This window comes from Vibrio sp. OY15 (assembly GCF_000742455.1).
Classification (GTDB): Bacteria; Pseudomonadota; Gammaproteobacteria; order Enterobacterales; family Vibrionaceae; genus Vibrio; species Vibrio alginolyticus.
The window spans coordinates 157,877-179,178 of sequence record NZ_JPIL01000005.1; the positions used below are offsets into that span (position 1 = coordinate 157,877).

Sequence of the window (21,302 nt, forward strand, 5' to 3'; positions counted from 1 at the left end):
ATATCCAAACCACGTCATTCCGACGAGCCAAGGCGAGATCAGGAATCTTGTTGAGGCACACTCTTTTACTCAGAGTTTCCCTAAAAATCATCAGTATTCTGAAAACAGATTCTGAATCACGCTCGTTCCTCGCTGTTCAGAATGACGGTGGTAGAATGGCTTTTTATCATCATTTGCCAGATACAAAAAAGGTTGGCACTGAGCCAACCTTTTCTCTTCAAAACAAACTTTTCAAAACAAGCGAGAGCTTATTTAATCTCGATACCTTGAGCTTGCATATCGGCATGGTAAGAAGAGCGAACAAATGGACCACACGCTGCATGCGTGAAGCCAAGTTCTAGTGCAACTTCTTTTAGCTCGTCAAACTCTGATGGTGGAACGTAACGTTCTACTGGCAAGTGGTGACGGCTTGGCGCTAGGTACTGGCCTAGAGTCAGCATCGTTACGCCGTGTGCGCGTAGATCTTTCAGTACTTCGATGATTTCTTCTTTGGTTTCACCAAGACCCATCATCAAACCAGACTTGGTCGGTACATCGGGATGCTGCTCTTTGAACTTCTTAAGAAGCTCAAGTGACCATTTATAGTTCGCACCTGGGCGAGCTTTACGGTAAAGACGTGGCGCTGTTTCTAAGTTGTGGTTGAAGACATCTGGCGGATTGTCTTTCATTAGATCAAGCGCTACATCCATGCGACCACGGAAGTCAGGAACCAGTGTTTCAATCTTAATATGCGGGTTTAACGCACGGATCTCGCGGTTACAATCGGCAAAGTGTTGTGCACCGCCGTCACGCAGATCGTCACGGTCAACAGAAGTGATTACTACGTATTTCAGCTTCATATCGGCAATGGTTTTCGCCAGTTTTTGAGGCTCTTCTGCTTCCGGTGGTAATGGGCGGCCATGAGCAACGTCACAGAAAGGACAACGACGAGTACAAATAGCACCTAAGATCATGAAGGTTGCTGTACCGTGGTTAAAACATTCCGCTAGGTTCGGGCAAGATGCTTCTTCACATACGGAGTGAAGTTTATTCTTACGCATCGCCGCTTTGATGTCTTGAATTCGTTGGCTGTCGGCTGGTAGCTTGATCTTCATCCAATCAGGCTTACGTAGCACTTCTTTCTGCTCTGTAGGCATGTTCTTTACGGGAATCAATGCCATTTTATCGGCGTCACGATATTTAACGCCTTTTTCCATCTGGATTGGTTTGCTCATGCTTTATTACCTTGAGAAGGTGCTTCTGTGCTGAATTCTACTTGCTCATAATCGAGCAAAGTAACGAGTTCTTCTATTAATTGTTTTTCTACGGCTTCTACATTGTCTGGGCCGCCAAATTGGCTGACCTGAACCATTTCCATACCTTCATAACCACAAGGGTTAATACGCAGAAACGGTGTTAAATCCATATTTACGTTCAAGGCTAAACCATGAAACGAGCATCCTTTACGAATGCGTAAACCGAGAGAGCATATTTTCTTACCGGCAACGTAGACACCTGGTGCGTCAGGTCGCGCGGCTGAGTCAATATTGTATGCTTTTAGCGTGTTGATCACGAGGTTCTCGATTGTGGTAACGAGATCTCGTACACCTAATTTTTTACGGCGTAGGTTGATCAAGAAGTAGGCGACCAACTGACCAGGGCCATGATACGTAACCTGGCCTCCGCGATCACTTTGTACAACAGGAATATCGCCAGTGTTAATCAAGTGCTCAGCTTTACCTGCCTGTCCTTGCGTAAATACTGGGTTATGTTCTACCAACCAGACTTCATCACGGGTTTCTTCTGTGCGTTGGTCGGTGAACTCATGCATCGCCTTCCATACAGGCTCATAGTCTTGGCGGCCAAGTCGTTTTACAACAAGTTGGTGTTGCATGGGAATTCCTGTTGCTAATATATAAAGTTTTTGGATTATAAACCGGATAACCCTGATGCTCTACCGCTGCGTAACAGATTTTTAACTGAAAGCGATGTAAAGCCTCGTTATCTCTTTGATAAATAAAAAGAAAGCAGCCAAGGCTGCTTTCAAAAAAAATTTAATATATCAAAAAATTATAGAACCATGCGTACGATGTCAATTTCACCTAACTCTTTGTACAGTGTCTCAACCTGCTCGATAGAGGTTGCAGTAATGTTGATTGACACAGAGTGGTAGTTGCCCTTAGCACTTGGTTTAACGGTCGGGCTGTAGTCACCTGGAGCATGGCGCTGAATAACTTCAAGAACAAGCTCTGGAAGTTCAGGCTTTGCATGACCCATTACCTTGTAAGTAAATGAACAAGGGAACTCAAGCAGGTCTTTTAATTTTGCATCAGAGTTGATGGTTAGCATATCGATAACTCCAGTAGATATTCGTTGCGGTGCGAAATAGTACAGTCAAATTAGGGGGAACTCAAGACGAGGAGCTCAAACTTAAAAAGCCGCCCATTCAGGCGGCTTTGCGAATAAGTTTGCTACTCTAATGTTCTTTTTAGAAGAAGCTCTTGAATAACAATACGATGTAATCCCACATGCGGCTAAATAGACTACCTTGCTCTACGGTTTCTAGTGCCATTAGTGGGTATTCGGCAATATCTTCACCATCGATCTGATAGTATAGCTTACCAACTACATCACCTTTATTAATTGGGGCTTCTAGCTCTTTTTCAAGGACGAAGCTTGCTTTTAGGTTTTTCGCTTCACCACGCGGTAGTGTTACGTAAGTATCTTGGTCAAGACCCAGTGCTACGGTGTCTTTGTTACCCATCCACACTTTTTCTTCTACGAACGTTTCACCTGCTTTGTGCGGTGCCACTGTTTCGAAGAAACGGAAGCCGTAGCTTAGCAGCTTTTTACTTTCTGACTTACGAGCATTGGCATCTTTAGTACCCATAACGACCGCAACCAAGCGCATTTGACCTTCAGTTGCTGAACTTACTAGGCTGTAACCCGCATTACTTGTGTGACCCGTTTTGATGCCGTCAACGTTCATGCTCTTATCCCAAAGTAGACCGTTACGGTTGTATTGGGTGATGCCGTTGTAAGTAAATTTCTTCTCTGAGTACACTCGGTACTCATTTGGTACGTCACGGATAAGTGCTTTACCTAGCAGTGCCATGTCGTATGGTGTTGAGTACAATTCTGCGTTATCTAAGCCATGAACGTTGGCAAAGTGCGAGTTAGTCATACCCAATGTGTTGGCCCAAGCGTTCATTAGGTCAACAAATGCATCTTCTGAACCTGCAATATGTTCTGCCATCGCAACACAGGCATCGTTACCTGACTGGACGATGATACCTCGGTTCAGGTCACGTACTTTAACTGTTGTGCCTACTTCAATGAACATCTTTGATGAATCAGGGAAGTTTTTCGCCCACGCATTTTTACTGATGGTGACATCATCATCTTCTGAGATATTACCACGGGCTAGCTCTTGGCCGATTACATAGCTGGTCATCATCTTAGTCAGACTAGCTGGAGACAATTTTGTGTTCATCTCTTTCTCTGCCAGTACTTTACCTGAATGGTAATCCATCAGCACGTAGCCCTTCGCCGCGATTTGAGGGGCATCTGGAACAACGATAGGTGATGCAAGAGCAGATTGAGCGAAAGTTGCAGAAAGGGCAACCGAAGAAACGAGAATAGATTTCACAAACTTATTTTTATTCATGGTAATTCAAATTTTTGGGTTAACTGCAGACATCTTATCAGAATCCCTAGTTATGTAAGAGGGGGATCAAAGAGAAATTCATGACACGAGGTCATTTGGCAGTGTTGTGTTTTTTAATAAATGCAGACGAATAGCCGAGCAACTTTACTTTATCTAATGTGGCTTGCGTCAGGGAATAGTCAGTAAATGGCCCTAACAACAAGCGATAAGACTCTTTCGCACTCTCTAGGAAAGTTTCTGTATCCAATTTTTGACCAAGCTCGGTACCTAAAGTTCGCGCGCGTTCTTCATTTTTTGATGATGCCACTTGAATAACGTACCTAGGGTGCGCTTCTAATGACTTTTTGTCCGTGGGCTGATTGATACTGATCACTTCAATTTCCACGTTCGCGGTGCCTGTTTTTATTACATCTAACTTGTGCGCGGCGGCATAGCTTAAATCAATGATACGGCCATCGTGAAAAGGACCTCGGTCATTAACTCGTACTATGGTGGTTTTTCCGTTGTCAGTATTGGTAACTTTTACGTAACTTGGTAACGGTAGCGTTTTATGCGCTGCCGTCATTGAGTACATGTCATAGATTTCGCCATTAGAAGTCAAATGACCTTGGAATTTTTTCCCATACCAAGATGCTCGGCCTTTTTCTTTAAAGCCTTTCGCATTGCGAACTATTTTGTAGTCTTTGCCACGCAAGTGGTAATCTTTGTTCCCACCTAGGCTGTACGGTTCATATTTAGGATGCGCATCCTCGATGTGTTCGACTGAAAGCGGTGTATCCGGTGCAACATCGGATTCGAGTTCGTAACGGCCTTCTTGTTCTTTTTGGCTAGTTGATGAACAGCCTGCCAAAATAAGAGCAGAGAAAACCAAGGAATATAAAGCGCGTTTTTGCATGTCTAGGTCGCCTTAGAGAATGCTTTTCGGTGCGTATGAATCGACATCAGAATACCAAAACCAGCCATCAAGGTTACCATTGATGTGCCGCCATAACTGATGAGTGGCAACGGTACACCTACTACAGGTAGGATGCCACTTACCATGCCAATATTTACAAAAATATACACGAAGAAGCTGAGTACAATACTGCCTGCCATCATTCGTCCAAATGCGGTTTGCGCTTGGCTGGCGAGATATAAACCTCGTCCAATAATAAATAGATAGATGGCTAAAAGGCAAAGGAAGCCAATCATACCCCATTCTTCAGCAATTACTGCAAAGATAAAGTCAGTGTGTCGTTCAGGAAGAAATTCTAGTTGTGACTGCGTACCTTGCAACCAACCTTTGCCGGAAATACCGCCGGAGCCAATCGCAATTTTACTCTGAATAATGTGGTAGCCCGCTCCTAGCGGATCAGATTCCGGGTTAAATAGAGTACGAACTCGCACTTTTTGATACTCTCGCATCAAGAAAAACCACAGAATTGGAATGAAACCACCTAATGCAATCGCAGCACCAGCAATTATTTTCCAGCTAATGCCGGCGAGGAAGATAACAAAAATACCGGAAGCCGCGATCAGGATCGAGGTACCTAAGTCAGGCTGTTTTGCAATGAGAATGGTTGGTAAGCAGACCATAATCAGTGCAACAATGAGTGTTCTTAGCGTTGGTGGGAGGGGCTGTCTACCAACATAGCGAGCCACCATTAATGGCACCGCGAGCTTCAATAGCTCTGACGGTTGAAAGCGCACAAAACCGAGGTTAAGCCAACGCTGCGCGCCTTTCGATGCTTCACCGAAAAACAGCACGCCGAAAAGCAGTATAACGCCACCAACGAACATCAAAGGTGCCAAGCTTTCGTAAGTTCGTGGAGAAAGCTGCGCAAGGACGAGCATCACAACGAGTGAAAGCACCATTCGCATGGCTTGGCGATCCATCATCAGTAAACTTTGGCCACTGGCGCTGTACATGATCACCAGGCCAAACCCCATCAGGGCCAGTATGCCAAGTAGGAGTGGTAAGTCGATATGGAAGCGTTCAAACAGGGCGCGATTTTTACCTGTAGAGGGATCCATCTTCATTACTGTTTTACCTCTTTCTTCGCATTGTTTTCAGGCTCAATTTCTTCTGGACCAAGAACGACTCGGTCAAAAATTTTCCTTACTACTGGGGCACCGTTACTAGAACCACCACCGGCATTTTCTAGTACTACAGTGACGACCACTTTAGGATCATCAAATGGTGCAAAGCCAGTAAATAACGCATGGTCACGTAAGTGCTCGGCGATCTCATCGGCGTTGTACTCTTCGTTTTCACCCAGACCGAAGACCTGTGCAGTACCTGATTTACCCGCTGTTTCATAATTCATTTTGTAGAATGAGCGTCGAGCTGTTCCGCGCGTGCCATGGTTTACCCGACGCATGCCTTCTTTCGCCATATCCCAGTACTTTTTAGGCACATTCTTGATTGGTGGGTAAGTCACGTATTCTGTTGTTTGCTGCTCTTCGAAGTCGTTACCATTTTCTATCGTCGCTTTGAGCAAGTGAGGTGCGATCACTTCTCCCTCGTTTACTAATACGGAGGTTGCTTTGGCGATTTGCATTGGTGTTGCTGTCCAATATCCTTGGCCGATACCCACAGGGATCGTATCACCTTTATACCATGGGGTTTTATGGCGAGACATTTTCCAGTCACGAGTCGGCATATTCGCCTTACTTTCTTCGTAGATATCAATGCCAGTGTAATCACCAAAACCGAACATCATCATCCAATTCGAAATACGGTCAATACCCATGTCATAAGCGATTTGATAGTAGAAGGTATCAACAGACTCTTCGATCGACTTAATGATATCGACGCGTCCGTGTCCCCAACGCAACCAGTCCCGGAACGGACGTGTGTTAGAGTTTGGTATGCGCCAATAACCAGGATCATTTCGTGTGGTGTTAGGTGTGACGACACCTTCTTGCAGCGCGGCTACCGCCATAAATGGTTTGATGGTAGAGGCAGGAGGGTAAATGCCAAGTGTAGTGCGGTTGACCAAAGGACGGTTTTTATCGTTCAAAAGGGCGCGATAGTCTTTACCTGAGATTCCGTGCACGAACGAGTTAGGATCGTAGCTAGGGCTCGAAACCATAGCCAGTACACCATTGTCTCTAGGATCGATTACTACAGCACTGCCTCGGCGGCCGTCCAATAATTGGTGTACGTACAACTGCAAGTTGATATCAAGGTTTAAAACGATGTCTTTTCCGGGTACAGGTGGAACGTACTTTAAGATACGAATTACTCGGCCGCGGCTGTTTACCTCGACTTCTTGATATCCGGCTGTACCGTGTAAGAGGTCTTCGTAGTATTTTTCAATACCCAGCTTACCAATGTCGCGAGTGGCTTGATAGTTTGCGTCTTTTTCTTCTCGGATCAGGCGTTGCATGTCGCGATCATTAATTCGAGAAACATACCCAATCACGTGGGTTAAGACTTCGCTGAAAGGGTAGTAGCGCTTTAAGGTCGCACTTATTTCCACACCTGGAAAGCGGTACTGATTGACGGAGAATACCGCTACTTGTTTTTCGTTCAGTTGGGTAAGCAGTGGGACCGATTTAAATCGACGAGTCCGTTTACGCTCGTGGTGGAAACGTTCAATCTGGTCTGGTGTAATTTCCAGAATAGTTTGTAATTCTTGGATGGTTGCATCAATGTCTTTAATTTTTTCTGGGGTCAGTTCTAAGTTAAAGACGGGACGGTTCTCTGCCAGTAAAACGCCATTTCGGTCATAAATTAGACCTCGGTTAGGCGCGATAGGCACTACTTTGATGCGGTTATCGTTCGAGCGGGTTTGATAGTCTTGAAACTGGTTCACCTGAATGTTGTACATGTTGGCAACCAGAGCTCCCATCAAGACAACAATGCCGATAAAAGCAACAATAGCGCGGCTGGCAAACAGACGCGCTTCGGCTTGATAATCTCGGATTTGACTGCGGCGTTTACGAATCATTAACGCTTGGCTCTAAAGTTAAACAACGATTATTCGCGATGATAAGGGTGGTTAGCGGTGATGCTCCACGCTCGGTATAAGCTTTCTGCCATTACGATACGCACTAGAGGGTGGGGTAGCGTTAAGGCAGACAATGACCAGCTTTGGTCTGCTGCAGCTTTGCATGCAGGAGCGAGTCCTTCGGGACCGCCGATTAATATTGATACATCACGGCCATCTAATTTCCAAGCTTCTAACTGCTCAGCGAGTTGAGGAGTGTCCCATTTTTTACCTGGGATATCTAACGTGACGATACGGTTGCCTTTTGGTACCGCCGCGAGCATCGCTTCTCCTTCTTTTTGCAGGATGCGAGCGATATCGGCATTCTTACCACGCTTGCCAGCAGAGATTTCAATCAACTCCAACGGCATATCATGCGGGAAACGGCGACGATATTCTTGAAAGCCTTCCTCAACCCATTTTGGCATTTTTGTGCCAACAGCAATTAGTTGAATTTTCAAAAGATTAACCCCAGAGTTTTTCTAGCTGGTAGAGTTCGCGGTGCTCTTCTTGCATCACGTGAAGCATGGCGTCGCCCATATCTAGGACTACCCATTCACCTTCGTTTTCACCTTCCATTCCTAGTGGCTCAAGACCGGCTTTTTTCACTTCTGTTGCAACATGGTCAGCGATGGATGAAACGTGGCGTTTGGATGTACCAGTACAGATGATCATGTAATCTGTCACGCTTGATTTATCTTCCACATTTAGGACGATAATGTCTTCCGCTTTCATGTCGTCGGCTTTATCAGCTAAAAAGTCTTTCAGTTCTTCGCGAAGCACTCGGTTTTCCTCGGTTTGTCTCTTATCTCTACAGTGTTTTACATTCTTGCTTGCAAAACAGGTCGCGCACTATATCACGCTTTGATTTTTAAATTGCCAGCTTAATATCAGGAGAGCAGGTTTCTAAGCTCAACTGATGAATAGTTGGCCATACAGACTCGTCATATTGAGTTTTGGCTTTTATCTCGGCTTGAGCCAATAAGGAGAGCAATGCACAAATACGACTCGCTGATAAGCGGGTCAGTGCTGCGTTATAGAGTGGACGCTTGTTTTGCCAAACTCGATATTTCTCAAATACCTGGTTCATTCCCATTTGACTTAAGTCTTGATGCATATTTAAAAGTTGGCTCAACTCTTTTTGTACACTTCGAATCAAGATCACGGTCTCAACCCCTTCCGCCTCAAGTTGGCGAAGAATACGTTGTGCACGGTTTGCTTTACCTGCCAGTAAGGCGTCGATCCAGTTAAAGGTAGTGAAGTGGTTATGGCGACTTAGGGCTTCCTCTAAACGTATGATGGTCAGCTCACCATCCGGGTAGAGTAGGGCCAATTTCTCTAAGCTTTGTGTCAATGCAAATAGGTTACCTTCATGCCATTGAGCCAACATTTGCAGTGATTGCTGATCGGGTTTTAGTCCCAACGTGCGGCAACGTGTCTGAATGAACATAGGTAGGCGTTGAAGGTCTGGCGACAAGCAGCTTACCCAATCGCCTTTTGAGCTTAATGCTTTGAACCATTTCGCATTTTCTTGGGCTTTGGTCAGTTTGCTACCAACAATGACGAGCATGATGTCATCATGAAGCATATCACACAGTGTTTGCAGCTCTTTGCTGACGGCGGTTGTCACGCCACTTTCAGGAATTTCAAGCTCAATCAATTGACGGTTTGAAAACAGGCTCATCGCTTGGAAACAGTCGTAAACTTGGTTCCAGTCGATGCTAGCATCCACAGCAAAACGGTGTTTTTCCTCAAAACCTTGTTGAAACGCTGCCTTTTGGATGGCTTGGCGGCTTTCTTGAATCAGTAACGGCTCATTACCAAAGATTAAGTAAACCTGTTTAACTTGTTTAGTTAAATGATCCGTTAGCTTATCGGCATAAATTCGCATAGTGACTAAGAGTTTTTGTTCGCTGGCTCAGAGATTTGTCCTGCTTCATATTCGGCACGAATACGGCCCAACTGGCGCATCATCTGTTTTGCAGCTTGCAAGCGCATCTCGTCTTCAATTACGTCACGCTCAACAGATTTTGCAAGTGCGGTCAACGGGTTGTCTAGGTAGTTGCGGTTTACTGTTGTCGTAAAGTTTTTAGAACCATAGCCAGGAATTGTCACACGGTATTTTACTACGTATGTCAGCTCTTTTTCTGCTGCACGGCTATTTTGATAAAGCGATAGTGTACGCTCATCGATTGTCGCTTCCGTCAAATGAAGGTTGGGTACCGTCGATGATGGTTGAACAAGTTCAACTTTGTTCAGTTCGAGTTGAGAGCGAACATAGCGAGTTAATTCACTGTATTCATCGTAGCTGGAGAAAGACATAGTGTGCAGCTCTTCCGGTACGGAATACTCGCCGCGAAGGTGAAAACCACAGGCAGAAAGAAGCCCCGCTAATACCAATACCACTGGTAGTTTAATCAAAGAGAAAAAGCGCATTGATTGTATTCATCCTAAATTGAAGGGGTTATTTACCTTAAACCACTCATGTGAATGGTTTGAGGTAAATAAACAGGGTAGCGAACTACCCTGTTTAATGACTCTTGGTTAACAAATAAGTTCGCTAAACAGAGGCAAATTGCAAGCTGCGATTAGTTTGCAACAATGTTCAGCAGTTTACCTGGAACGTAAATAACTTTACGAATAGTCAGGCCATCAGTGAACTTAACCACGTTTTCGTCGTTTAGACCAAGCTGTTCGATATCGTCTTTAGAGATATCAGCTGGGACTGTTAGTTTCGCACGTAGCTTACCGTTAACTTGAACAACGATGGTTTTTTCGTCTTCAACTAGCGCTTTTTCGTCAAACGTCGGCCATGCCGCGTTATCAATGTCTGTTTCACCTAGTGCTGCCCATAGCTCGTATGAGATATGCGGCGTGATAGGGTAAAGCATGACAACAATAGCTTTCAGTGCTTCGTCAAGGATTGCACGATCTTGCGCAGATTCTTGAGGCGCTTTCGCTAGTTTGTTCATCAGCTCCATGATCGCTGCGATCGCGGTGTTGAATGTTTGACGACGAGCGATATCGTCCGTCACTTTCGCGATAGTTTTGTGAACGTCGCGGCGAAGTGCTTTTTGATCACCAGAAAGCGCTGAGGTATCTACTGCTTCTGCTGCGCCTTTCGCTGTGTGCTCTTTCACTAGTTTCCAAACACGTTTTAGGAAGCGGTTCGCACCTTCTACGCCAGACTCTTGCCATTCAAGTGTCATGTCCGCCGGAGACGCGAACATCATGAATAGACGTACTGTGTCAGCGCCGTACTTGTCTACCATTTCTTGAGGGTCTATACCGTTGTTCTTAGACTTAGACATCTTGATCATGCCTGAGTGCGTTACATCACGACCTTCAGTGTCTTTAGCAGAAGTAATGCGGCCTTTACCATCACGTTCAACGGCTACGTCTGTTGGAGCTACCCACTCTTTGCCGCCTTTCTCGTTCTCGAAGTAGAACGCATCAGCCAGTACCATGCCTTGACATAGTAGTTGCTTGAACGGTTCGTCAGAAGTTACGTAACCCGCATCGCGCAGTAGTTTGTGGAAGAAGCGTGAGTACAGTAGGTGCATACAAGCGTGCTCGATACCACCGATGTACTGATCTACTGGTAGCCAGTAGTTTGCTTTTTCTGGGTCTAGGATGTCGTCCGCTTGTGGTGAACAGTAACGCGCGTAGTACCAAGAAGATTCCATGAACGTATCGAACGTATCTGTCTCACGTAGAGCAGGTTCGCCGTTAAAGGTTGTCTTCGCCCACTCTTTGTCTGCTTTGATTGGGCTGGTTACGCCGTCCATTACCACGTCTTCTGGAAGAATCACTGGTAGTTGGTCAGCAGGTACTGGGTGAACTTCACCGTCTTCAGTCGTTACCATTGGGATTGGTGCGCCCCAGTAACGTTGACGAGATACACCCCAGTCGCGTAGACGGAAGTTTACAGTCTTAGTGCCTTTGCCTTCTGCTTCTAGCTTCGCTGCAATTGCATCGAACGCCGCTTGGAATTCTAGGCCGTCGAATTCACCAGAATCGAACAGTACGCCTTTCTCTGTGTATGCTGCTTCAGAGATGTCTAGCTCGCTGCCATCAGCAGGCTTGATAACAGGCACGATGTCTAGACCGTACTTCGTTGCGAACTCGTAGTCACGTTGGTCGTGTGCAGGTACTGCCATTACCGCGCCTGTACCGTAGTCCATCAGTACGAAGTTTGCTACGTAAACAGGAACTTCACGGCCGTTCAATGGATGAATAGCAGTAAGGCCAGTAGCCATACCTTTCTTCTCCATTGTCGCTAGCTCAGCTTCTGCAACCTTGTTGTTCTTACATTCGTCGATAAACGCTGCAAGCTCTGGATTGTTCTCTGCTGCAAGAGCTGCAAGAGGGTGGCCGGCTGCGATACCCACGTAAGTCACACCCATTAGCGTATCTGGACGTGTTGTGTAAACTTCTAGGTCTTGTTGACCCTTAACTTCAAACTTCAGTTCAACACCTTCAGAACGACCAATCCAGTTGCGCTGCATGGTTTTCACCATTTCAGGCCAACCTTCAAGCTTGTCTAAGTCGTCTAGTAGCTCTTGAGCGTACTCAGTGATTTTGATGAACCATTGAGGGATTTCTTTTTGCTCTACAGGCGTATCACAACGCCAGCAACAACCGTCTTCAACCTGCTCGTTTGCAAGAACAGTTTGGTCGTTAGGACACCAGTTAACAGAAGAAGTCTTTTTGTAAACTAAACCTTTCTCGTAAAGTTTAGTGAAGAACTCTTGTTCCCAGCGGTAGTACTCCGGTGTACATGTTGCGAATTCACGGTTCCAATCGTAACCAAAGCCTAGAAGCTTAAGTTGGTTCTTCATGTATTCGATGTTTTCGTAAGTCCAAGGTGCTGGCGCAGTTTTGTTTTTTACTGCTGCGTTTTCTGCAGGTAGACCGAATGCATCCCAACCGATTGGTTGCATCACGTTTTTGCCTTGTAGGCGTTGGAAACGAGATACTACATCACCGATAGTATAGTTGCGCACGTGACCCATGTGCAGTCGACCACTTGGGTATGGGAACATGGACAGACAGTAGAATTTTTCTTTATTTGGGTCTTCACTTACAACAAAGGTTTTGTTGTCATCCCAGTGCTTTTGAACTTTTTGTTCAATATCTTGTGGGTTGTATTGTTCTTGCATCGATGGTATCCGTTATCTTGGAATTTGTGAGTTCGGTTAGAACAGACTTAAATAGATCGTCATAGAATACCTAAAGCTAGGGATCACAACAATAGCCAATCTGTACCCATGCGCCCTTAAGTGACGCAGGTAGGAGAAAGATGGAGGTCAGTTATGCCTAAACGTAAAACAGGTTATGAGGAAATGCTCGAGGATGTGATTGAAACCTTGAAGCACAGTCCGGAAGAAGTTAACAAAGCGATTGAGACGTCGGGCAAAGTGGTGGATGCTGCTAATGACTTGACCAAAGATGAATTGGCTTTAATCAAAGCGTACCTTAAAGCAGACTTAAAAGAGTTTTCAGAGAGTTACGAGGACAGTAAAAGCGGCCCGTTTTACTTAACGATTGCGGACTCGATATGGCAAGGGTTGTTAGAGATTACAGACCGAACTAAAGTTGAGTGGGTTGAGTTGTTCGATGACTTAGAGCATCAAGGGCTATATGAAGCAGGAGAGGTGATAGGCTTAGGCACCTTGGTCTGTGATGAGTGTGGTCACAAGACAACGTATAACCACCCAACAGTAATCATTCCGTGTATTAAGTGTGGTCACAAAGGCTTTACTCGTCAGTCATTAAAGCCATAAATGGCGAGTAACGACTGTATAATGCAATGAATAAAAAGAGGCTTAGTCGCCTCTTTTTTGTCTTTTCTACTTTCAAGCTGTTATCAGCTCTGTTTTCTTCTTAAACCGAAAGTCAGCGCTAAACTTGACCCAACCCAAATATACAATGGCCAAGTACCAAGGATTCGATATGGCGTTTTCCCATCGGTTGGGGTGAGCTCTGCGCGCAGTACTGCAGTTTCAAACTGCGGTACTTGCTCAACGATTTTACCTTTGTGATCGGTTACCGCTGTTAATCCGTTGTTAGTCGAGCGGATGAGCGGTTTACCCAATTCTAAGGCACGCATACGGGCGATCTCCATATGCTGAAGAGGACCGATAGAGTGACCAAACCATGCATCGTTTGAAAGCGTTAGAATGAAGTCTGTTTCGTCAGTCACATTTTGACGCACTTGCTCATTAAAGATGATCTCATAGCAAAGCGCTGGTGCCATGTGCATGCCATTCGCAACGATGTTTGGCTGCACAAAAGCCCCACGGCTAAACGATGACATCGGTAGGTTAAAGAATGGCGCTAATGGGCGCAAAATATCTTCAAATGGTACAAACTCACCAAACGGTAGTAGGTGATGCTTATGGTAACGTTCGCTTAAATCGAAGCTGTAGTCACCGTATGGTGTGATGCCGAGGGACAGAATACTGTTGTAGAACTGTCGATCTTCAGCTTGGTTGACGACACCGGTGATGATTGCGCTGTTATTCATTTTTGCAGCGCTGTCGATATTGCTCAAAAATGAAGGCACTTCAATTTCAAAAGCGGGAATTGCTGCTTCTGGCCAAACGATAATGTCAGCGTCCCAGTTTTCACGAGTTAAGTCAGCATATTTCATGATGGTTGGCCAGCGTTGACTTGGTAGCCACTTTAGGTTTTGGTCTACGTTACCTTGAATCAGTGCGAGCTTAGTCGTGTCTTCTGGTCGGGGTGTTACCCAATCGTAGCTGCGAATCCCAAAGCCAGTACTGAGTAGTACCGCAGGGATAATCACCATCAGCCACTGCTTATGAATCCATGCATAGGCTAACGCCCCTGCGCTGATAAGGATAAATAGAGTAAGCAGTTCTACGCCGCCAATTGGTGCAAAGCTTGCGAGTGGAGCATCTATCTGGCTATAGCCTAGCCATAACCAAGGGAAGCCGGTCATCACCCAACCACGCAACCAATCACTGATCAGCCATAAAGCAGGTACTGCGAGAAGTGCTTTTGTGAGCGTAAATTGAGGAAACAGCTTGTTGTTGAGCCAAGCAAATAAGCCTGAATAAACAGCCAAGTAGGCAACAAGTAAGCCCATTAAAAATAAATTGGCAATGAGCGGCATACCGCCAAAACCGGAGATACTGACGTAAACCCAGCTAACGCCAGTTGCAAATTGACCTAACCCCCAAGCATAACCAATCCATAGTGCGCGTTTCGGAGTTTGGTTAGCAAGAAGAATCAGTAGAATTGCAGGGCTAAGAATGGCAATAGGCCACAGCTGGTAAGGAGCGAAAGCGAGTGTAGTAGAGGCGCCAACAAAAGCGGCCACTAAGGGCCGCTTAAGGCGATGAAAGAGTTCATTCATCATTGTAATTTCTGAGATTCCCAATGGGTATCGCGTTACTCTTGAGTGGCTTCAACCAGGGTTTCTTCGTCTGGGATCGTCACTTGGAGTTGAATGACACGACGGTTATCGGCAGCGGTGACTTTGAAGTTGTAGCCTTCAATTTCAACCAGTTCACCACGAGAAGGTAAGTGACCAAAGGCAGTCATGACCATACCACCAACGGTATCAACTTCCTCATCGCTGAAGTTGGTTCCGAATGTCTCATTAAACTCTTCGATGGTTGTCAGCGCTCTGACAGCAAACGTATGCTTGCTCAGCTTACGAATGTCCGTCTCTTCACTTTCATCGAATTCATCTTCAATATCCCCGACGATTTCCTCAAGGATATCTTCAATGGTCACAAGACCAGAAACACCACCGAATTCATCGACAACAATGGCCATATGATAACGTTCTTCACGAAATTCTTTCAGCAGTCGATCAACGCGTTTACTTTCCGGTACCACAACCGCTGGTCGAATGACTTCTTCGATATCAAATGGATTACTGCCTGAGCCTAAGTATTTAAGTAAGTCCTTCGCTAGAAGTATGCCTTCCACATGGTCTTTATCTTCGCTGATCACAGGGTAGCGAGAGTGTTGAGCATCGGTAATCAAAGCAACCAAGGTATCAAGGTCGTGAGTACGCTCAACGGTAACCATTTGCGAACGCGGGATCATAATGTCACGCACACGCATTTCGGAGATTTCCATAACACCTTCAAGCATATCGCGAGTGTCATGGTCAATCAGGTCGTTAACTTCAGAGTCGCGGATAACATCCACAAGCTCTTGGCGATCTTTTGGTTCGCCCTGAAATAGTTGACCTAGACGTTCAAAGAAGGACTTTCTACTCGGACCTTCTGCCTTTTCTTTCTTATCTTCGTTAGAAGAGGGAGAATTATCTTCGTTCATTGTTTCTCAATTAAGTAACGCTATCAGAAGTGTGATAGCACACATAGAGAGGCGAACACGAGAGTCATTTAGGTGGTTCGCCTTTCCCTGTCGAGTGGCCAATAGCTACTCTTTTTCAGCAATGTAAGGATCTTCATAACCCATACCTTGCATGATTTCGGTTTCGAGGGACTCCATCTCTTCGGCTTCGTCATCCTCTATATGATCATAACCTAGCAGATGCAAGCTGCCATGTACAACCATATGCGCCCAATGTGCTAGCAGAGGCTTGCTCTGTTCAACCGCCTCTTTTTCAACAACTTGGCGGCAAATAATCAAATCACCAAGTAAATCTATTTCCATACCAGGAGGTGCTTCAAATGGAAACGACAACACATTAGTTGGTTTATCTTTGCCGCGATACTCATGGTTGAGCGTATGACTTTCTTGTTCATCAACAATACGAATGGTGACTTCGGCTTGTGGTTGGAAGAGAGGAATGGTCTTATCTAGCCACAATTGGAAATCTTGCTGCGAAGGCAAACCTTCTTCATTTTCGACTGCCAGTTGCAGATCAAGTTCAATCGCCATGGTTATTCCTTAGTTGAAGCAACTTGTGCATTCAGTTCGGCTTTTGCTGCTTCTAGTAACTTCGCATCGCGTTCTTCACGACGGCGTTTCTCGAACTCTTTACGCTCTTTCTGGTCTTGTGCTTCCCACTTCTCGTACGCGTTAACGATACGAGCAACCACAGGGTGACGTACAACGTCGTCGGCCAAGAAGAAGTTAAAGCTGATGTCGTCAACTTCGCTTAGTACTTCAATAGCATGACGAAGACCCGATTTCGCACCACGAGGTAAGTCAATCTGCGTGACATCACCAGTGATAACCGCGCGAGAGTTAAAACCAATACGCGTTAGGAACATCTTCATCTGTTCAACAGTGGTGTTCTGACTCTCATCAAGAATGATAAAGGCGTCGTTTAGAGTACGACCACGCATGTAAGCAAGAGGGGCAACCTCAATCACGTTACGTTCAATCAGCTTCTCTACGCGCTCAAAGCCCAGCATTTCAAATAGAGCGTCGTATAGCGGACGTAGGTATGGGTCGACTTTCTGGCTTAAATCACCAGGCAGGAAGCCCAATTTTTCACCAGCTTCAACCGCTGGACGAGTAAGTAGAATACGACGGATCTCTTGGCGCTCTAGTGCGTCAACAGCTGCTGCTACAGCAAGGTAGGTTTTACCTGTACCAGCCGGGCCAATACCAAAAGAAATATCATGCGTGACCATGTTAACCAAGTACTGCGCTTGGTTTGGCGTACGTGGTTTGATCACACCTTTCTTGGTTTTGACGAAGACTTCTTTACCGTGCTCGATATTAGACTCAGTATTCTGCTCAAGAACACCAGACTCTTTGATCGCTAGGTGGATTTGCTCAGGCTCAATATCTGGGATCTCACCTCGTACAGGTGCGGTATCAACATATAGAGTTTTCAGGATATCCAGCGCAGCTGATGCGGTATGAGGTTTACCGACAATCGTAAAGTGGTCACTACGGTGGTTAATTTCAACGCCTAGACGACGTTCTAAATGCTTGATGTTGTCATCGAATGGGCCGCACAGGCTAGCTAGTCGGCGGTTGTCTGAAGGTTCTAGGTTAATTTCTAGAGTTACGATTTTATTGCTCAATGTTGCCTCTCATTTTTTGCCACTTAGTGAGAGCCTGATAACGACCAGGCTCTCTATGGCTATTTATACGAGCTTACGGCGTAAAAGTAGCTACACCCAGCTCATCTTCGCGACGTGTTTTCGCCATCATCTGCGTTGGGGAAATCACACTACGAAGATCCATGTCTTTTTCAGTACGTACTAGCTCACCACGCAGTGAGTTTGCAAATACGTCTACGATCTTCACATCAACGAACTGACCAATTAGGTCTGCACTACCTTCAAAGTTTACTACACGGTTGTTTTCTGTACGAGCGCGTAGTTCCATTAGATTTTTCTTCGAAGGACCTTCAACTAGAACACGTTGTTCTGTGCCAAGCATTAAGCGAGAGTAACGCATCGCTTGAGCATTGATAGTTTGCTGTAGTTCGTAAAGGCGCTCTTTCTTCACTTGTTCTGACACATCACAAGGGTAATCCGCTGCTGGCGTACCTGGACGTGGAGAGAAAATAAAGCTGAAGCTCATGTCAAAGTCTACATCTTTGATTAGCTTCATGGTGTCTTGGAAGTCTTTGTCTGTCTCACCAGGGAAACCAACAATAAAGTCTGAACTGATTTGGATATCAGGACGAGCTTTACGCAGTTTACGGATGATCGATTTGTATTCGATAGCGGTGTGAGGGCGTTTCATCATCGTTAGGATACGGTCACTACCACTTTGCACAGGTAAGTGCAGGAAGCTCACAAGTTCTGGCGTATCTTCGTATACTGCGATGATGTCGTCTGTGAATTCTAACGGGTGGCTCGTCGTGAAACGAATACGGTCGATACCATCGATAGACGCAACCAAACGAAGCAGTTCTGCAAATGAACAGATCTCACCATCGTGCATAGGACCACGGTACGCGTTTACGTTTTGACCCAGAAGGTTTACTTCACGTACGCCTTGTTCAGCAAGTTGGGCGATTTCGAACAGTACGTCATCCATTGGACGGCTTACTTCTTCACCACGAGTGTACGGTACGACACAGTAAGTACAGTACTTAGAGCAGCCTTCCATAATAGAAACGAATGCTGTCGCACCTTCAGCGCGAGGTTCAGGTAGGCGGTCGAATTTTTCGATCTCTGGGAACGAAATGTCCATAACTGGTGCATCATCGGACTGAGATTGTTTGATCATCTCAGGTAGGCGGTGCAAAGTTTGTGGGCCAAAAATAACGTCAACGTATGGTGCACGTTCACGAATATGGTCACCTTCTTGCGTTGCTACACAACCACCTACACCGATAACTACGCCAGGTTTTTTATCTTTTAGTGTTTTCCAGCGGCCTAGCTGGTGGAAAACTTTCTCTTGCGCTTTTTCACGGATCGAACAGGTGTTAAGTAGAAGTACGTCTGCTTCCTCTGGCTCTTCCGTCAGCTCGTAGCCGTTTGCAGCATTAAGCAGGTCGGCCATTTTTGATGAATCGTATTCGTTCATCTGGCAGCCCCAGGTTTTAATTAGCAGTTTCTTACTCATCTCACTTTCGCTCGTTCAGTTGTACTTAAATCGGAGAGCTATTGCTCAAATTATAGCCGCCATCACGGCGGTAAGCGGCGTATTGTACTGCTTTAAAAAGCACCTGACTAGTGATCTAGCTAATTCTCTGCAAAGCCTGATGAAATCTAGTTTTTCGCCCTATGCAGAACAAGGTTTTTTGTTAAACAATTTTGTAAAAATAGCCATGGAAAGTACAATAAAAAACGCCAATTAATCAGCACGATGAAGAGTGAAAAATGAACAAGTATGACATCGCCGTGATCGGTGGCGGTATGGTTGGGGCAGCCGTCGCTGTTGGATTTGCCAAGCAGGGCAGAAGCGTTGTCTTGGTTGAAGGTACAAAACCTAAAGTTTTTGATGCCGCTCAGGCGATGGATATTCGTGTATCTGCAATCTCGCACCAGTCGGTGGAGTTACTTGATTCACTCGGAGCATGGTCAGAGATCAAGAGCATGCGAGTTTGTCCTTATCGTCGCTTAGAAACTTGGGAGCACCCAGAGTGCCGTACTCGTTTTCACTCTGATGAATTGTCATTGGATCAGCTAGGTTACATCGTTGAAAATCGCCTAATCCAATTAGGTCTTTGGCAAGTCTTCTCTCAGTATGAAAATCTAACCGTGATGTGTCCTGAGCGATTAAAAGCCATTGAGTTTGCAGATGTAAACCTTGTGACACTAGAAAGTGGGGAGCAGTTTGAAGCTAACTGGGTGATTGGTGCTGATGGTGCAAACTCTAAAGTTCGTCAATTGGCTGGAATTGGTGTAACTGCGTGGGATTACCGACAACACTGCATGTTGATTAACGTGAAAACAGAATTGCCTCAGCAAGATATTACTTGGCAACAATTTACACCTTCAGGCCCACGTTCATTTTTACCTCTGTGCTCTTTGAGTAACGACGATGGTCAAGTAGTAGGCCAAGGTTCTTTGGTTTGGTATGACTCGCCTAAACGTATTAAACAACTGTGTGCGATGGGTAAACCTCAACTAAGGGAAGAAATCTTACGTCATTTCCCTGCTGAATTAGGCGATATTGAAGTTTTACAGTTTGGCTCATTCCCACTCACTCGTCGTCATGCGCAAAGCTACTCAAGCAAAAATTGCGTGTTAGTGGGTGACTCTGCTCATACGATCAATCCGCTTGCAGGGCAAGGGGTAAACTTAGGCTTCAAAGATGTAGACGTTCTCCTTTCGGTAACAGAGCACCAAGAAAAGCTGGAAGATACCTTACTCGCGAAATACGAACGCGCACGTCGACCTGACAACTTACTCATGCAGACGGGCATGGACTTTTTCTATAAAGGTTTTAGCAACGATCTTGGGCCATTGAAGTTCGTACGTAATGCTGCATTGAAGCTTGCTGAAAACTCAGGGCCAATTAAGGCTCAAGTACTGAAATACGCGTTAGGTATGTAGTAAGCTACTCAAATCACAGATAGAAAAAAAGCGAGCCATGAGCTCGCTTTTTTAATTCGGCAAATCTAATGATTTCCCGAGTCCAGAACCAAAAAAAAGAAAAAACCCAGCAAAGTCATGCTGGGTTTTCCGATAATGGTGCGGAAGGAGAGACTTGAACTCTCACACCTTGCGGCGCCAGAACCTAAATCTGGTGCGTCTACCAATTCCGCCACTTCCGCAACTTAATCTGTAGATATCAAGATAATTGGTAAAATCTCAATATCGTTGTATATGGCAGGGCTACCTGGATTCGAACCAGGGAATGGCGGCATCAAAAGCCGCTGCCTTACCGCTTGGCGATAGCCCTACAGCGTAAATAGTCAAAGACTACTTAACCTCTCTTATCGAGAGAAAGAATGGTGCGGAAGGAGAGACTTGAACTCTCACACCTTACGGCGCCAGAACCTAAATCTGGTGCGTCTACCAATTCCGCCACTTCCGCGTATTCTGATAGTGTAGATTAATTTAAGATGGTGCGGAAGGAGAGACTTGAACTCTCACACCTTGCGGCGCCAGAACCTAAATCTGGTGCGTCTACCAATTCCGCCACTTCCGCATCTTAAATCTACGTGACTGATAGCTTATGCTAGCAATCTAATCAATGGTGGCTACGACGGGATTCGAACCTGTGACCCCATCATTATGAGTGATGTGCTCTAACCAGCTGAGCTACGTAGCCATTTTAAATTTTTGACCAAGAATGGTGCGGAAGGAGAG

At 45.5% G+C, this 21,302-nt stretch carries 19 protein-coding genes and 5 tRNA genes; 2 read left to right on the top strand and 22 right to left on the bottom strand.

All coding sequences use genetic code 11. The features are described from left to right. Window positions 1-248: 248 nt before the first annotated feature. The 12 genes from lipA to leuS form a co-directional block, all read right to left on the bottom strand. Complete coding sequence (lipA, locus tag IJ23_RS07005) at window positions 249-1,214, bottom strand: lipoyl synthase (RefSeq protein WP_005391329.1); 966 nt, start codon at window positions 1,212-1,214, stop codon at window positions 249-251. Further along, window positions 1,211-1,873, bottom strand: a complete 663-nt coding sequence (gene lipB, locus IJ23_RS07010; protein WP_005384137.1) for a lipoyl(octanoyl) transferase LipB — start codon at window positions 1,871-1,873, stop codon at window positions 1,211-1,213. Before lipB ends, lipA begins: the two co-directional genes overlap by 4 nt. Before the next feature lie 176 nt (window positions 1,874-2,049). Continuing rightward, complete coding sequence (gene ybeD, locus IJ23_RS07015) at window positions 2,050-2,328, bottom strand: DUF493 family protein YbeD (RefSeq protein ID WP_005384135.1); 279 nt, start codon at window positions 2,326-2,328, stop codon at window positions 2,050-2,052. A 139-nt stretch (window positions 2,329-2,467) separates the two neighbouring features. Then, on the bottom strand, window positions 2,468-3,646 hold the full coding sequence (locus IJ23_RS07020; protein ID WP_005384132.1) for a serine hydrolase: 1,179 nt from the start codon (window positions 3,644-3,646) through the stop codon (window positions 2,468-2,470). A 91-nt stretch (window positions 3,647-3,737) separates the two neighbouring features. Next, window positions 3,738-4,541, bottom strand: a complete 804-nt coding sequence (locus IJ23_RS07025) for a septal ring lytic transglycosylase RlpA family protein (protein WP_017635670.1) — start codon at window positions 4,539-4,541, stop codon at window positions 3,738-3,740. A gap of 2 nt (window positions 4,542-4,543) precedes the next feature. Further along, the gene (gene rodA / locus IJ23_RS07030) at window positions 4,544-5,665 is read right to left on the bottom strand and encodes a rod shape-determining protein RodA (RefSeq protein WP_005384128.1); all 1,122 of its coding nucleotides are present in this window, start codon (window positions 5,663-5,665) and stop codon (window positions 4,544-4,546) included. Then, window positions 5,665-7,581 carry a penicillin-binding protein 2 gene (gene mrdA, locus IJ23_RS07035; protein ID WP_033905861.1) on the bottom strand — a complete coding sequence of 639 codons (1,917 nt, stop codon included), beginning with the start codon at window positions 7,579-7,581 and terminating at the stop codon, window positions 5,665-5,667. The genes rodA and mrdA overlap by 1 nt, the downstream gene beginning before the upstream one ends. Window positions 7,582-7,610: 29 nt before the next feature. Then, window positions 7,611-8,081 (bottom strand): 23S rRNA (pseudouridine(1915)-N(3))-methyltransferase RlmH, encoded by a 471-nt coding sequence (gene rlmH, locus IJ23_RS07040; RefSeq protein WP_017821762.1) that lies wholly within the window; start codon window positions 8,079-8,081, stop codon window positions 7,611-7,613. Window positions 8,082-8,085: 4 nt separating this feature from the next. Further along, window positions 8,086-8,403 (bottom strand): ribosome silencing factor, encoded by a 318-nt coding sequence (gene rsfS, locus IJ23_RS07045; RefSeq protein WP_005373015.1) that lies wholly within the window; start codon window positions 8,401-8,403, stop codon window positions 8,086-8,088. 88 nt (window positions 8,404-8,491) lie between these two features. Beyond that, on the bottom strand, window positions 8,492-9,511 hold the full coding sequence (gene holA, locus IJ23_RS07050) for a DNA polymerase III subunit delta (RefSeq protein ID WP_033905862.1): 1,020 nt from the start codon (window positions 9,509-9,511) through the stop codon (window positions 8,492-8,494). Between the two features lie 5 nt (window positions 9,512-9,516). Continuing rightward, a complete protein-coding gene (locus IJ23_RS07055; RefSeq protein ID WP_005384122.1) occupies window positions 9,517-10,056 on the bottom strand; it encodes an LPS-assembly lipoprotein LptE in 540 nt (179 codons plus the stop codon). Window positions 10,057-10,208: 152 nt separating this feature from the next. Beyond that, window positions 10,209-12,782: a leucine--tRNA ligase gene (gene leuS / locus IJ23_RS07060; protein WP_005384121.1), complete on the bottom strand. Its 2,574-nt coding sequence runs from the start codon at window positions 12,780-12,782 to the stop codon at window positions 10,209-10,211. A gap of 153 nt (window positions 12,783-12,935) precedes the next feature. Between leuS and IJ23_RS07065 the strand changes: the two genes are divergently transcribed. After that, complete coding sequence (locus IJ23_RS07065; RefSeq protein WP_005373024.1) at window positions 12,936-13,406, top strand: zinc ribbon-containing protein; 471 nt, start codon at window positions 12,936-12,938, stop codon at window positions 13,404-13,406. Between the two features lie 83 nt (window positions 13,407-13,489). Here the strand turns inward: IJ23_RS07065 and lnt are convergent, their stop codons facing one another. The 5 genes from lnt to miaB form a co-directional block, all read right to left on the bottom strand. Next, window positions 13,490-15,007, bottom strand: coding sequence for an apolipoprotein N-acyltransferase (gene lnt / locus IJ23_RS07070; protein WP_033905864.1), 1,518 nt, complete (start codon window positions 15,005-15,007; stop codon window positions 13,490-13,492). Between the two features lie 32 nt (window positions 15,008-15,039). Then, on the bottom strand, window positions 15,040-15,939 hold the full coding sequence (gene corC, locus IJ23_RS07075; protein ID WP_005384118.1) for a CNNM family magnesium/cobalt transport protein CorC: 900 nt from the start codon (window positions 15,937-15,939) through the stop codon (window positions 15,040-15,042). A gap of 105 nt (window positions 15,940-16,044) precedes the next feature. Then, window positions 16,045-16,509, bottom strand: a complete 465-nt coding sequence (gene ybeY, locus IJ23_RS07080) for an rRNA maturation RNase YbeY (protein WP_005373030.1) — start codon at window positions 16,507-16,509, stop codon at window positions 16,045-16,047. 2 nt (window positions 16,510-16,511) lie between these two features. Continuing rightward, window positions 16,512-17,609, bottom strand: coding sequence for a PhoH family protein (locus IJ23_RS07085; RefSeq protein WP_005373033.1), 1,098 nt, complete (start codon window positions 17,607-17,609; stop codon window positions 16,512-16,514). A 73-nt stretch (window positions 17,610-17,682) separates the two neighbouring features. Then, window positions 17,683-19,107 (bottom strand): tRNA (N6-isopentenyl adenosine(37)-C2)-methylthiotransferase MiaB, encoded by a 1,425-nt coding sequence (gene miaB / locus IJ23_RS07090; protein ID WP_005373038.1) that lies wholly within the window; start codon window positions 19,105-19,107, stop codon window positions 17,683-17,685. 257 nt (window positions 19,108-19,364) lie between these two features. On the opposite strand from miaB, the gene IJ23_RS07095 reads away from it, so the two are divergent. After that, window positions 19,365-20,543, top strand: coding sequence for a 2-octaprenyl-3-methyl-6-methoxy-1,4-benzoquinol hydroxylase (locus tag IJ23_RS07095; protein WP_017821766.1), 1,179 nt, complete (start codon window positions 19,365-19,367; stop codon window positions 20,541-20,543). 136 nt (window positions 20,544-20,679) lie between these two features. Here the strand turns inward: IJ23_RS07095 and IJ23_RS07100 are convergent. The 5 genes from IJ23_RS07100 to IJ23_RS07120 form a co-directional block, all read right to left on the bottom strand. Further along, a tRNA-Leu gene (locus IJ23_RS07100) sits at window positions 20,680-20,764 on the bottom strand. A gap of 53 nt (window positions 20,765-20,817) precedes the next feature. After that, window positions 20,818-20,892: transfer RNA gene (locus IJ23_RS07105), tRNA-Gln, on the bottom strand. Window positions 20,893-20,942: 50 nt separating this feature from the next. Further along, window positions 20,943-21,027: transfer RNA gene (locus IJ23_RS07110), tRNA-Leu, on the bottom strand. A gap of 29 nt (window positions 21,028-21,056) precedes the next feature. Next, window positions 21,057-21,141 (bottom strand) — tRNA-Leu (locus tag IJ23_RS07115). Window positions 21,142-21,187: 46 nt separating this feature from the next. Then, window positions 21,188-21,264, bottom strand: a tRNA-Met gene (locus IJ23_RS07120). Between the last annotated feature and the right edge of the window lie 38 nt (window positions 21,265-21,302).